The sequence below is a fragment of the Eubacterium sp. AM46-8 genome (genome assembly GCF_003466705.1).
Classification (GTDB): Bacteria; Bacillota; Clostridia; order Lachnospirales; family Lachnospiraceae; genus Lachnospira.
The window spans coordinates 19,670-33,116 of the sequence record NZ_QSEU01000004.1; the positions used below are offsets into that span (position 1 = coordinate 19,670).

Sequence of the window (13,447 nt, forward strand, 5' to 3'; positions counted from 1 at the left end):
ATGATTTTTAATAAAAGAACTATCGGCGCAGATAAAGAACAACTTGCTGCCAGATATCTTGATGATAATGGGTATACTGTTCTTGAACGGAATTTCCGCAATAAAACTGGTGAGATAGATATTATCGCAAAGAAAGATAATTATATTGTATTTGTTGAGGTCAAATACAGAAGTAATAACAAATATGGATATGCAGTCGAAGCCGTAAATTACAGAAAGCAGCAGATAATAAGGCATGTTGCACAATTCTATATGGCAACAAGATATAAAAGCTGCGATATACCATGCCGTTTTGATGTCATAGCAATAGATGGAGAAACAGTAACACATATTAAAAATGCATTTTAATAAGGATTGTAATCATGAACATTAAATATATTGATACAGAAACGCTTTATGAAGGATTAAAAGAAGCTGTGGCTAATAATTCTACAAGAATATCACAGAAGAATGGAATTCCTTATATTGAATTTACACCATTTGATGAATTTGACTGGGTCACTCTTCATTTTTCAACAAGAGATGGTGGAGTGAGCAAAGGAATATATTCAAGCATGAATTTTTCTTTTGACAGGGGCGATGATTATGAGAATGTATATAAGAATTATGAACTGTTTCTTGATACAATGAATATTAAACCTGAAAACTGTGTTTGTACAAAGCAGACACATACAACCAATGTGATTGCTGTTGATTATAATATGGCAGGAATGGGACTTACAAGAGCAAGAGATTTTGATAATGTTGACGGACTTGTAACTAATGAACCCGGTCTGTGTCTTGTTACATATTTTGCAGACTGTGTACCTGTATATTTTATTGATCCTGTAAACAGATGCATAGGTGCATCACATTCAGGATGGCGTGGAACGGTTGCAGATATAACACATGAAACAGTACAGCTTATGAACAGAACTTATGGGTCAAAGCCGGAGGATATTCATGCATTTATAGGACCATCAATATGTCAGGATTGTTATGAGGTTGACGAAGCAGTTGCAGAAAAGTTCAGAAGTGTTTACAGCCAGAATGAAATCGGTATGATACTTTATCATACGGCAGGAGATAAATACCAGCTTAATCTTCAGGCGGCTAATTATTTTAATATGATTCATGCCGGAATAAAACCTGATAACATAGGTATATCTGACATATGCACAAGCTGTAACAGTGACTGGCTCTTTTCGCACAGGGCTTCGCATGGAAAACGTGGCGTTTTGTGTGGATTCATGAGTATATGCAGATAATAAAAAAAGCCAGAACAGATGTTTTGTTGATAATCTGTTCTGGCTTTTTTTATTTTTTGTTGTGTTCCTGTTTGTATCTGGCTCTTAATTCAGCCTCCTCAGAAGAAAGCTTTGACCGGCTTTTTCTGCCAACCCTGGTTATAAGCAGATATATTGCTGCAAGTATAGCAATAGGAATAGCTGCTGTAAGTATTGTCGATAAAGTCTCTGTAAACACACCGTTTTCAAATATGGATTTCTTCACATCTGTATACTGGGCTGAATTGATTATGTATCTGATGTCATTAATCATCTCATCAGTGATTTCATTATCCTTCGACTGAAGAGAATACATATATATATATCCGCGTGCTACAGTGTAGTATTTTCTTGTATAAATTGTCTGCTTTTCGTCTGATACAGATGTAACCTCTGTCCTGAAATATGGACGGTCGTTAATTATATCTATAGCCTTGCCTGTCATTGTCTCTGTCAGACCATCTTCCTGTTTGGCATTCTCTGAGTCAATATACTGCAGGAACATGCCACTTAACTGATTCTCATCCAGTTCATCAAGGTTGGAAAGTGATGAGCCTGCTTTCATTCCGACAACAGCAATTTCATAAGATAAATCTTTAGAAAATGCTTCAAGATATATATTAGATGCTTTCATTGAGTTCTGTACTTCATTGGAATCCTGTGCGCCAATATCCTTAAGATACGCATTATTGCCTGTTGTTGTCTGCGTAAAGCATATCAGTTCCTCAGGAACTTTTAATTTTAAATCAATTGCAGAGAACTTATAAGATGCATCTGCTGCCAGTGCAGTAAAAGATGGAAAAATAATTGCCGATATAAGAACCAATACCGGAATAAATGTTAATTTTTTGCGGGAAAATTTCACAAAAACACCTCCTAAAGTGCTTAAAATCAATATTTTGTATGATATCACAGTGCTTTACAAAAAGCAATTAAACTGATATTATATTATAGATTGCGTGTATTAATTTTTTATAAATTGAGAAATGAGGTAATTATGAGTAAACCAATAGTTGCTGTTGTCGGAAGACCTAATGTTGGTAAATCGACTTTATTCAACAGTCTGTGCGGACAGCAGATTTCAATAGTTAAGGACACTCCTGGTGTCACAAGAGACAGAATTTATGCAGAAGTAAGCTGGTTAAACCACAATTTCACACTTATAGATACTGGTGGAATTGAACCGGATACAGGTGATATCATTCTTGCGCAGATGCGTGAGCAGGCTGAAATCGCTATTGAGACAGCAGATGTAATCATATTCATGACAGATGTCAAGCAGGGACTTGTAGATTCAGATTCCAAGGTTGCTGATATGTTAAGACGCTCACACAAGCCAGTTATTCTTGTTGTTAACAAGGTTGACAGCTTTGAGAAGATGATGCCTGATGTATATGAGTTCTATAATCTCGGAATTGGAGAGCCATTTCCTATATCAGCAGTTAATAAGTTAGGCTTTGGTGAAGTACTTGATGAAGTAGTAAGCCATTTCCCAGAGGGATCTGATACAGTAGAGGAAGATGACAGACCTAAGGTTGCCATTATTGGTAAACCTAACGTAGGTAAATCATCTATTATCAATAAACTTGTTGGGAAGAACAGAGTAATTGTATCTGATATTGCCGGTACAACACGAGATGCAATTGATACAGCCATCAAATATAACGGTAAGGAATATGTATTTATTGATACAGCAGGCCTTCGTCGTAAGAGCAAAATCAAAGAAGATCTTGAACGTTTCAGTATCATTAGAACTGTTGCGGCTGTTGAGCGTGCGGATATAGCAATTCTTGTTATTGATGCAACAGAAGGTGTAACAGAGCAGGATGCCAAAATTGCTGGTATTGCACACGAAAGAGGCAAGGGAATTATCATTGCTGTCAACAAATGGGATGATATTGAGAAGGATGACAAGACTATCTATGAATTCACTAATAAGATTAAAGATACTCTTTCATTCATGTCTTATGCCGAGATTATATTTGTTTCTGCCAAAACAGGACAGAGACTTAATAAGATATATGAATTAGTTGACCACATTGTTGATGCACAGACTATGCGTATTCCAACAGGTGTGCTTAATGAGATTCTTACAGAAGCTGTTGCCATGAAACAGCCACCATCAGATAAGGGCAAGAGACTAAAAATTTACTACATGACTCAGGTTTCTGTTAAACCGCCAACATTTGTTATGTTTGTTAATGATGTAGAACTTACACATTTTTCATATACAAGATATATAGAAAACAGAATCAGAGAATCCTTTGGATTCAGAGGTACATCTATCAGATTTATCAATAGAAAACGTAAGGAGAAAGAATAATGCTAGTTAAAATAGGTATTCTTATATATGGATATTTCGCTGGTGCACTCATTCAGGCTGGTTACTGGATGGGAAAGGTCAACAAAATTGACATCAGGGATTATGGCAGTGGCAATGCAGGAACAACCAATGTTATGAGAACTCTTGGCAAGAAAGCAGGCATTGCAACTTATCTCTTAGATGCATTCAAGGCGGTTATTGCTGATATATTAATACATTTTCTTATAGTACCACATACAGCAATTCCAGAGATGCTTTTATTCCTGTATTGCGGACTTGGTATTGTACTTGGACATAATTTCCCATTTTACCTTAATTTTAAGGGTGGAAAAGGCATTGCAGCATCTTCAGGTGTTGTTATAAGTCTTATGCTTTTTCCTAAGTACTGTTTCATGTTCACAGTATTTGGTATCTTAACATTTGCACTTGTAGCCAAGAGAAGCCGATATGTTTCATTGGCTTCTCTTATTGGAATGGCAATGTTTTTCGTTGAATTCCTTATATGGGGATTCTTAGGATGGCTTCCTTTAACCGGTACAAGTCTTGTTGAAGGAACTGTTATTGTTTTCGCTCTTGCAGCACTTGCATTTATCAGACACCGCAGTAATATTGTAAGACTGGTTCACGGAACAGAACGAAAAATCGGTCAGAAAAAAAATTAAATTTAAATACGCATTTTTGCGTAGATTGGAGTATAATTATGGCAAATATAAGTGTTTTAGGAGCAGGAAGCTGGGGCTTAGGTCTTGCTTTACTTCTTAATAACAACGGTCACAATGTAACAGTATGGTCAGTTTTAAATGATGAAGTAGTTATGCTTCAGACAGAAAGAGAACATAAAAGATGCCTTCCTGGTGTCAGAATTCCAGACAGCATTATTATCTCTGGTGATACAGCAAATGTTATTAACAATGCTGATGTTCTTGTGCTGGCCGTAGCTTCTCCATACACACGTTCTACAGCTAAATTAATAGCACCTTTCGTTAAAGAAGGACAGATTATTGTCAATGTTGCAAAGGGAGTTGAAGAACATACACTTCTTACTCTGTGTCAAATAGTAGAAGAAGAGATTCCTCAGGCTAAGGTTGCTGTATTATCAGGGCCAAGCCATGCAGAAGAGGTAAGCCGTGGTATTCCTACAACATGTGTTATAGGTGCACATGAGAAGAATACTGCTGAATATCTTCAGAACATTTTCATGAGTGATGTGTTCAGAGTCTATACAAGTCCTGATATGCTTGGTATATGCATCGGTGGTGCATTAAAGAATGTTATTGCACTTGCTGCCGGTATAGCTGATGGTCTTGGATATGGAGACAATACAAAGGCTGCACTTATCACTAGAGGTAATGCAGAAATAACAAGACTTGGGGTTGCAATGGGTGCTAATTCTCATACATTTTCAGGTCTTTCAGGTATCGGTGACCTTATAGTTACATGTGCAAGTATGCACAGCCGTAACAGACGTGCTGGAATCCTTATTGGTAAGGGTTATACTAAGGATCAGGCAATGGAAGAGGTTCAGATGGTTGTTGAAGGAGTCTTTTCTGCAAAAGCAGCATTAGAACTCTCTAAGAAATACAACATAGAGATGCCAATCGTTGAACAGGTCAACAAAGTCCTTTTTGAGGATAAGCCTGCCGCTGAAGCCGTTAAAGAACTTATGTTAAGAGATAAGAAAATAGAAATTGATAATTCCGAATGGAAATAATCATATTGAGTTAATAGAAGGGGAGAACTGATGGCTCATATTAAGAATATGTCAAACAGAGCATACATTTCAAGCAGCCTGAAAAATAAGCTTTCACGCTTTGAAATGTACAGATACAGCTTTATATATGCGCCTACAGGTTATGGTAAATCCAAGATAACTAAATCTTTCTTTAAGAACTACCCAGGATATACAGTTCTGTGGATAGATGCTCAAAGTTCAAGAGAGATTTTCTGGGAAAACTTCTGCAATGCTGTTAAACTTTTTAATGTTTCCCTTGCAGAATCATTCAAGAATATTGGATTTCCTGATTCAGACGAAGATATTAATGCGGTTATCAACCTTCTTTCTATTATGAATTCTGAACAGTCTTCAGCACTACTTGTTATTGATAATTTTGATAACATATTTGATGATAGTATGTGCAGAATATTTGCTGCATCATATCTTTCAACTGCTGTTGGCTTAAGATATGCGTTCATATTACGAAAGATAACTAATCAGAGTATTATTAATCTCATTACTAAAGATGATGCATTAGGTATAACTAAGAAGGACCTAGCTTTTTCACAAGAAGATATTGAAGATTATTTCAGGCTTAACGAAATAATTCTCGATAAGGAAACCTCTAAAAAAATATATCAAAAATCACTAGGATGGCCATATATTGTTTATCTCTATATGGAATCTTTCCGCAATAAAATTACTAATAATGATATTCTGGTTTCTGATAAATCCAACACATTTATTGAGAATAATGTATGGTTTGAATTGAATAATAAAGAGCGGGAATTTCTTGCAAACATGAGTGTTTTTTCATCTTTTAATCTTAAGCAATGCATGAAACAGGCATTTCTTGAAGAAAAAGAATGTCTTAACCTGCTTAATTCGATATCTTTGATTGATTATGATGAACACACTCGAAGATACAGCTTTAATCCAATGTTTGATAATTATATTCTACAGGTCTTAAGCGAAATGCCAACACAGAATGTAAGAAGCATTACCATAAGGGCTGCCAACACTAATCTTGATGATGGCCATTATTTTGAAGCAATGAAGCTATACAGCCAGTCCAGAGAATATACAAAGATATATAGAAGTAATATATCATATGAACATATATATCCTTTCGTTATCAAACAGAATAAAGACATATTTACTGATATTGCCAATCATTACTGGGATATTGAAAAAAACGGACATTTTGAGTTCTCAATCTTAATATGTTTTTCACTTCTTATGTTTAATGAAAGACATATGGTTGACACACTTCTCACAGATATCGCCGCTGATATCAATAAAGATACATATCTTAATGAAAGTGCACGCAATTCGTATCTAGCTGAATTGCAGTTTGTTAAAGCATTTACAAAATATAATAATTTCGAATTAATGATTAAAGATTTTAATCTTATTTCATCATATTCGAAGTCACCTGTTAACATAATTGCTGGAGGTTTTCCATTTAATTATGAATGTCCATCTGTACTTATGCTGTATCACAGACAGGCTGGTGCACTTGATAAAGAACTTGCCGCACTTGAACATTATGCATCTGATTATTACAGAATAACTAATGGTCATGGTAAAGGGTTTGAAGCTGTTATGAAAGCTGAAGTTTTATATAACAGAGGCGATTTCGACGGAGCTGAAATTCTGTGTCAGAAAGCAATATATATGGCAGACAGCCGTAACCAGTATGGAATATATATTGCAGCAAGTTATATTCTTGCCAACATTGCCCTATATAGAGGACTTAATGACCAGTACAAGGAGAATATGAATAATATTGTCAGCATAGCTAACAAAGATAAAGGTAAGTCAAGATCTCTTGTTAAACTTTCAGACATATGTCTTGCATGTTTATATTCTAATACTGAGCAGGAAGAGAAGATATCATCATGGCTGAAAGACCAGAAAGCTATAGAAGATACTGTCAATTTCTTCTCACTGAGCTTTGTTAATGTTCTCTTTGGCAAATATCTGATACTAACACATGATTATCATCATTATCTTGGCATAAGCGGTCAGCTTCTTGGCTTGAATAATATGTTTTCATACGTTATGCCACAGATATATACATATATATATCTTGCAATAGCTAACAATGAAACAGGTGAAGTACTGAAAGCCCATAAGTTCATGAAAGAAGCTATAAAACTTGCTGAACCAGATAATATATATATGCCGTTTGTTCATAACTATGATGCTGTTTCAGAGCTTATGGCTGAAGCTGTAATCAACCGTGATTATCAGAGGTTCATTAAGAATGTAACAAGAATTTCCAAAGGATATTCAAAAGGTATCAAAGCAATTAAGAAAGCAGGGCATATGCTTGCTGATTATGGACTTACAGTAAGAGAATCTGATGTTGCAAAGCTTGCTGCCAAGCGGTATTCTAATAAAGAAATAGCTGAACATCTTTTTATTGCTGAAAGCACTGTTAAATCTAACATGAAAGTTATATTTAATAAATTACAGATTAATTCTCGTGCAGAATTAAAGAACTTTTTCGAATAAATCATAAAAAGGAATTAATATATGAGAGTAATAGCTGGAATTGCCAGAAGCATGCCACTAAAGGCTGCCGAGGGTGATAATACAAGACCAACAACTGACAGAATTAAAGAAACGCTTTTTAATATGCTGCAGCCAGATATAGCCGGATGCAGATTCCTTGATCTGTACTCAGGCAGCGGTGCTATTGGTATTGAAGCATTAAGCCGTGGTGCTAAAGAAGCTGTCCTTGTTGAGAATGCAAGAGCTGCTTTAGCAGTTATCAAAGACAATCTTGCTTTCACAAAGCTTTCATCTAATGCTGTTGTTATGGAACAGGATGTTTTGTCTGCAATAAACAGATTGTCTGGCAAAGGAGTATTTGATATTGTTTTCATGGATCCACCATATGGCAAGGACTATGAATATGATGTATTAAATGCACTATCGCATTCAGATATAATAGATAAATACACAATTATAATAATTGAAGAAGCACTTAATGTGCCTTTGGATTATATTGACGAATGTGGTTTTGAGACAGTTAAAGTTAAGAATTACAAGACTAACAAGCACATTTTTATAAGACTAAAGGAGAGTGAATAACTGTGAAAAAAGCGATTTATCCAGGAAGTTTTGACCCGGTGACATTAGGACATTTGGATATAATAAGACGTTCAGCAAGTCTTGTTGACCACCTTATAGTAGGCGTTTTAAATAACAGTACCAAAACACCATTGTTTTCAGTAGACGAGCGTGTTAATATGTTAAGAGAAGTGACAAAGGATTTACCTAACGTAGAAGTATTAAGCTTCAGCGGTCTTCTGGTAGATTTTGCAGCAGAGCATAATGTCTCTGTTATAATAAGGGGATTAAGAGCTGTCACTGACTTTGAATATGAACTTGCAATGTCCCAGACGAACAGAGTTGCAGCTCCGGGAATTGACACAGTATTTCTTACAACAAGCCTTAAGTACGCATACTTAAGTTCAAGTATTGTTAAAGAGATGGCTATGTATGGTGGGGATATTCACAAGTTCGTTCCAGAAGAAATCATAGACAGAGTCTACGAGAAATATGGAATCAATAAATAATCAGAATACTATTAAAGGAGTAAAGTTATGAGCAGAATTGAACAGTTAATAAGTGATATCGAAAGTTATATAGATACCTGTAAATATTATCCATTATCTAACGTTAAAATTATTGTTAACAAAGAGACGTTAGAAGACATGCTTACAGAGTTAAGATTAAAGACTCCTGATGAAGTTAAGAAATATCAGAAAATCTTAAGCAATAAGGATGCTATCCTCGCTGATGCCAAGGAACAGGCTGATGCAATCATCAATGCTGCACAGGTTCAGACAGAAGAGCTTATCAATGAGCATGAAATTATGCAAAGAGCTTACGCACAGGCTAATGATCTTATTGAACAGGCTACAGCACAGGCTCAGGCTATTCTTGATAATGCTACAGAAGAGGCTAACAGTATCAGATATGGTGCTATGCAGTATACAGATGATATGCTTGCAAAGCTTCAGTATATTATTGAACATTCAATCAAGGATAATAAAGAAAAGTACGATTCATTATTATCTGGTCTTGAAAATATATTATCTGTTGTCAACAACAACAGAAATGAACTCAGTGGAATTGAAGAGGGCTCTGAAGAAACTAATAATGAAGATAATTCCTCAGATACCGAGAACTATGATAATGATTCAGATGAAGAATAATTATTATTAATTTCAGACTTATAATACATATATCAGTAGCATAGCTGTTATAAGTGTAACAATGCACAAGACAAGCTTCTGGTATATGTATTTTTTTATGCTTATATAATTATTACATACACATCTGGTCTGCATAATTATACACACACCTCCAAATGCATCAAGTAACACAGTCATTAATATAAATACATCTGCTGCCAGATCTGAATTCTTAATAATTGCAAGTCCATTGGATATCTCCAGAAGATATGCCACAACTAAACCAGCCATATTATCAGGAATAAGGTATATGACAATATTGACAATAACCGAAAATAATATTATATATGCACCTAATTTCAGTGCAGTGTTAATTGAACTGTCAACAGCTTTCTCAAAAAAACGGAGCATAAGTCCTTTGCTCATTTTATTTACACTTTTAACATTGTCCCGTACCTTATCTTTATATAAAGCTATTACGACAAAAGAACATATTATTACGGGCAGATATGTAATTATTAGAAATGTATATATATCAATACATTTTTCTAGAATATTAATATATACATAGCTGATAAGAAATGCCGGACTCGGAATATTGATTATTCCTGCGAGCATGTCCGCAAGTCTGCTTTCTGGATTATTCTTATGATACCATGCGCAGATATAAGCCCCGTTAGGAAAACCTGTCATTAGTCCCGCAGCAACAAGTATCAACGGATTATTGATTTTCTTATACTCAATTAATCTTACAAGAATATTTGTAATAATAAATGATATGAATAATCCAGGAAATACTTTCAGTCCAAAAAGATATAATCCTGAAATTACTCCCTGACACACAGGAACTGATAATACTGACAACATAAATAAAAGTATAAGTATTATACTTAACATACGGCCTCTTTAATAATTGATATTTAATAATATTCTCAAAAATGTTCAATTATGTGTTATAATGAAATGTAAATTTGCAATCAAGGAGATTACAATGGAAATTCAGATGTGGAAAGAGATTCTTACACCTTATGACTTAGCGGTGGAAGAACTTCAGATAAAATTCAATCATATTGTCAAGGAATATCGTCAGGCTGGCGTATATTCACCTATAGAACAGGTCCTTGGACGTGTTAAAAGCATTTCCAGTATAATACAGAAAGCCCAGCGCCGTGGTATTCCAATAGACAAAATACAAAAAAATATACTTGATATTGCCGGAATAAGAATCATCTGCCAGTTCACAGAAGATATATATACAGTTGTAAAGCTTATTAAGAAACGTAAAGACATGACTGTAATAAGTGAAAAAGATTATATCAGGAACATTAAAGAAAGCGGTTACAGAAGTTATCACATTATCGTGCATTACGAGGTTGAGACAGTTAAAGGAACTTCAGTAATTCCAGTTGAGATTCAGATAAGAACACTTGGCATGAATTTCTGGGCAATTATAGAGCACTCTCTTCAGTACAAATATGATGGTGAGATTCCTTTGCATGTAAGAGAAAGACTTAATGCGGCATCTGATGCACTTATAACACTTGATAATGAAATGTCATCTATCCATGATGAAATTATTAATTCCCAGACCTACTTTATGGTTAAAGCAAATATTGTTTCAGATATATTAAGTACAATCCAGAATTTGTACAAGGTTGCCAATAAGCAGGTTGTTATAAAGATTCAGGATGAATTCTACGAGATATATGAAAAGGGTGACATCAATGAACTTTCAAGGTTCTCACGCCAGTTAGATATAATTGCTGAGGATTACCGTGCACAATCGGTGCAGTAACTCATTACAGAAACTATACAGAATTGAGGTATACAAAGTGAATTTACCAGAGAAATATACAGAATCAATGAAAGCTCTGTTAGGAGATGAATACGACAGTTATATAGAAAGCTTTAGTGATAAGAGATTATATGGATTGCGTGTCAATAACCTTAAGATTTCAACAGAGGATTTTCTTAAGATATGTCCGTTTAAGTTAGAACCTATTCCATGGATTGAGAACGGATTCTATTATTCAGAAGATGACAAGCCTGCCAAACACCCATATTATTTTGCAGGCTTATATTATATACAGGAGCCTAGTGCCATGACACCTGCCAATGTACTTCCAATTGATGAGGGAGATGTTGTATTCGATATGTGTGCAGCTCCCGGTGGCAAATCAACAGAGCTTGCAGCTAAGTTAAACAAAACAGGACTTCTTGTAACCAACGATATTAGTAATTCGCGTGCCAAAGCACTTCTTAAGAATGTTGAAGTATTCGGTGTTCCTAATCTGTGTGTCCTTAATGAAGACCCTGTAGGTATTGCCTCAAGGTTCTCAGGATTCTTTGATAAAGTGCTTATTGATGCGCCTTGTTCTGGAGAAGGAATGTTCAGAAAGGACAATAAGCTTATTAAAGCATGGGAAAAGAATGGTCCTGAATTCTATTCACAGATTCAAAAGAACATCATTCTTGCCGGTGCTGATATGTTAAAACCTGGCGGTAAGTTATTATATTCTACATGCACATTTTCAAAGCTGGAAGATGAGGATTCCGTAATACATCTGCTTACTAACAGACCTGATATGCACCTTATAGATATCAAGCCATATGAAGGATTCTGCCATGGTTTTGATACTGACGAAGGATATCACCTTGAGAAGGCTGTAAGAATATTTCCTCACAAGATGTCTGGAGAAGGACATTTCGTAGCATTATTTGAAAAGGACGGCGAAGATTATACATCTTCTAAAAGACCTGTATCAGGAAAGACAAAGCTTCCTGTTGAATTAAAGGATTTCATGGATAATACCACATTTGAATATGACCCAGCTTATATCAATATAAGAGATACAAGAGTATATCTTACATCACCTTATATGGCAGAAGAACGCGGTTTAAGAATTATAAGAAATGGTCTGCTGCTAGGTGAACTTAAGAAGAACCGTTTTGAGCCAAGTCAGGCATTTGCAATGGCACTTACTAAGGATCAGTTTAATAACTGTCTTGACCTTCCTGTTTCAGATGACAGAGTAATCAGATATCTTAAAGGAGAGACTATCGATATTGATGATTTTAATGTCAAATCTGGCTGGACACTTGTATGTGTTGATGGCTATCCACTTGGATGGGGCAAGAACGCTAACGGACAGTTAAAAAATAAATATCTTGCAGGCTGGAGATGGATGTAAATGCTTATAAGACTTGATAAATATCTTGCAGACATGCAGGTTGGTACACGTAGTGAAGTTAAAGAACTGATAAGAAAAAAGAGAGTCACTGTTAATGACAATATTGTGACAAAGCCTGAATTAAAGATTAATACAGATGGTGATTCTGTAAATGTAGATGGTAATGCTGTAGGCTATCATGAATATGAGTATTTTATGCTTAACAAGCCTGCCGGTGTTGTTTCGGCAACTGATGACAACACATGTACAACAGTAATTGACCTTATTAAAACTAAGAACAGAAAAGACCTTTTTCCTGTAGGAAGGCTTGATAAGGACACTGAAGGGCTTCTGATTATTACGAATGATGGGGCTATGGCACATGACCTGCTATCCCCTAAGAAGCATGTTGATAAGACTTATTATGCCAGAGTTAAAGGTAAGATAGAAGACACAGCAGTTAAGCAGTTTGCCAACGGACTATTCGTTGATGATGAGTTGACAGCACTTCCTGCTGTATTAAAGATATTAAGTTATAATTCTGATGAGGATTATTCCGAGATTCATGTAACCATCCATGAAGGAAAGTTTCACCAGGTAAAGAGAATGTTTACCGCCATAGGTTCAGAGGTTCTGTTTCTTAAGCGTATAACATTTGGTTCATTATCACTTGATGAAAGCCTTAAAACAGGTGAATACAGAACACTTACAAAAGAAGAGATATCACTATTACAACGAAATCAGATTAAAAGATAAGGAGAATT

General features: G+C 35.3%; 14 protein-coding genes. 12 read left to right on the forward strand and 2 right to left on the reverse strand.

Features of this window, described 5'->3' with window-relative positions; genetic code table 11:
* Together DW963_RS03645 and pgeF are read left to right on the forward strand one after the other, a co-directional pair.
* Complete coding sequence (locus DW963_RS03645) at positions 1–348, forward strand: YraN family protein (protein ID WP_117913883.1); 348 nt, start codon at positions 1–3, stop codon at positions 346–348.
* A 14-nt stretch (positions 349–362) separates the two neighbouring features.
* On the forward strand, positions 363–1,247 hold the full coding sequence (gene pgeF, locus DW963_RS03650; RefSeq protein ID WP_117913884.1) for a peptidoglycan editing factor PgeF: 885 nt from the start codon (positions 363–365) through the stop codon (positions 1,245–1,247).
* A gap of 49 nt (positions 1,248–1,296) precedes the next feature.
* Here the strand turns inward: pgeF and DW963_RS03655 are convergent, their stop codons facing one another.
* Positions 1,297–2,130, reverse strand: coding sequence for a hypothetical protein (locus tag DW963_RS03655; RefSeq protein WP_117913885.1), 834 nt, complete (start codon positions 2,128–2,130; stop codon positions 1,297–1,299).
* Between the two features lie 132 nt (positions 2,131–2,262).
* Here DW963_RS03655 and der point away from each other — a divergent pair, with 132 nt between their 5' ends.
* From der to DW963_RS03690, 7 genes are read left to right on the forward strand one after another with little or no spacing between them, the layout of a single operon-like run.
* A complete protein-coding gene (der, locus tag DW963_RS03660) occupies positions 2,263–3,588 on the forward strand; it encodes a ribosome biogenesis GTPase Der (RefSeq protein ID WP_117913886.1) in 1,326 nt (441 codons plus the stop codon).
* A complete protein-coding gene (locus DW963_RS03665; RefSeq protein ID WP_286168996.1) occupies positions 3,588–4,250 on the forward strand; it encodes a glycerol-3-phosphate acyltransferase in 663 nt (220 codons plus the stop codon). The genes der and DW963_RS03665 overlap by 1 nt, the downstream gene beginning before the upstream one ends.
* A gap of 38 nt (positions 4,251–4,288) precedes the next feature.
* Positions 4,289–5,299: an NAD(P)H-dependent glycerol-3-phosphate dehydrogenase gene (locus DW963_RS03670; protein ID WP_117913888.1), complete on the forward strand. Its 1,011-nt coding sequence runs from the start codon at positions 4,289–4,291 to the stop codon at positions 5,297–5,299.
* Positions 5,300–5,329: 30 nt separating this feature from the next.
* Entirely contained in the window at positions 5,330–7,822 is a 2,493-nt protein-coding gene (locus DW963_RS03675) for a response regulator transcription factor (RefSeq protein ID WP_117913889.1), read from the forward strand.
* Positions 7,823–7,843: 21 nt separating this feature from the next.
* Complete coding sequence (gene rsmD / locus DW963_RS03680) at positions 7,844–8,404, forward strand: 16S rRNA (guanine(966)-N(2))-methyltransferase RsmD (RefSeq protein ID WP_117913890.1); 561 nt, start codon at positions 7,844–7,846, stop codon at positions 8,402–8,404.
* Between the two features lie 2 nt (positions 8,405–8,406).
* Entirely contained in the window at positions 8,407–8,892 is a 486-nt protein-coding gene (gene coaD / locus DW963_RS03685; RefSeq protein WP_117913891.1) for a pantetheine-phosphate adenylyltransferase, read from the forward strand.
* Between the two features lie 27 nt (positions 8,893–8,919).
* Positions 8,920–9,534, forward strand: a complete 615-nt coding sequence (locus DW963_RS03690) for an ATP synthase subunit B family protein (RefSeq protein ID WP_117913892.1) — start codon at positions 8,920–8,922, stop codon at positions 9,532–9,534.
* Positions 9,535–9,552: 18 nt separating this feature from the next.
* Here DW963_RS03690 and DW963_RS03695 read toward each other — a convergent pair whose 3' ends face one another.
* Positions 9,553–10,410: a hypothetical protein gene (locus DW963_RS03695; protein WP_117913893.1), complete on the reverse strand. Its 858-nt coding sequence runs from the start codon at positions 10,408–10,410 to the stop codon at positions 9,553–9,555.
* A 94-nt stretch (positions 10,411–10,504) separates the two neighbouring features.
* Between DW963_RS03695 and DW963_RS03700 the strand changes: the two genes are divergently transcribed.
* From DW963_RS03700 to DW963_RS03710, 3 genes are read left to right on the forward strand one after another with little or no spacing between them, the layout of a single operon-like run.
* Positions 10,505–11,308, forward strand: a complete 804-nt coding sequence (locus DW963_RS03700) for a GTP pyrophosphokinase (RefSeq protein WP_117913894.1) — start codon at positions 10,505–10,507, stop codon at positions 11,306–11,308.
* 37 nt (positions 11,309–11,345) lie between these two features.
* Positions 11,346–12,704 carry an RsmF rRNA methyltransferase first C-terminal domain-containing protein gene (locus DW963_RS03705; protein WP_117913895.1) on the forward strand — a complete coding sequence of 453 codons (1,359 nt, stop codon included), beginning with the start codon at positions 11,346–11,348 and terminating at the stop codon, positions 12,702–12,704.
* Positions 12,705–13,439, forward strand: coding sequence for a pseudouridine synthase (locus DW963_RS03710; RefSeq protein WP_117913896.1), 735 nt, complete (start codon positions 12,705–12,707; stop codon positions 13,437–13,439).
* The last annotated feature ends 8 nt before the right edge of the window (positions 13,440–13,447 follow it).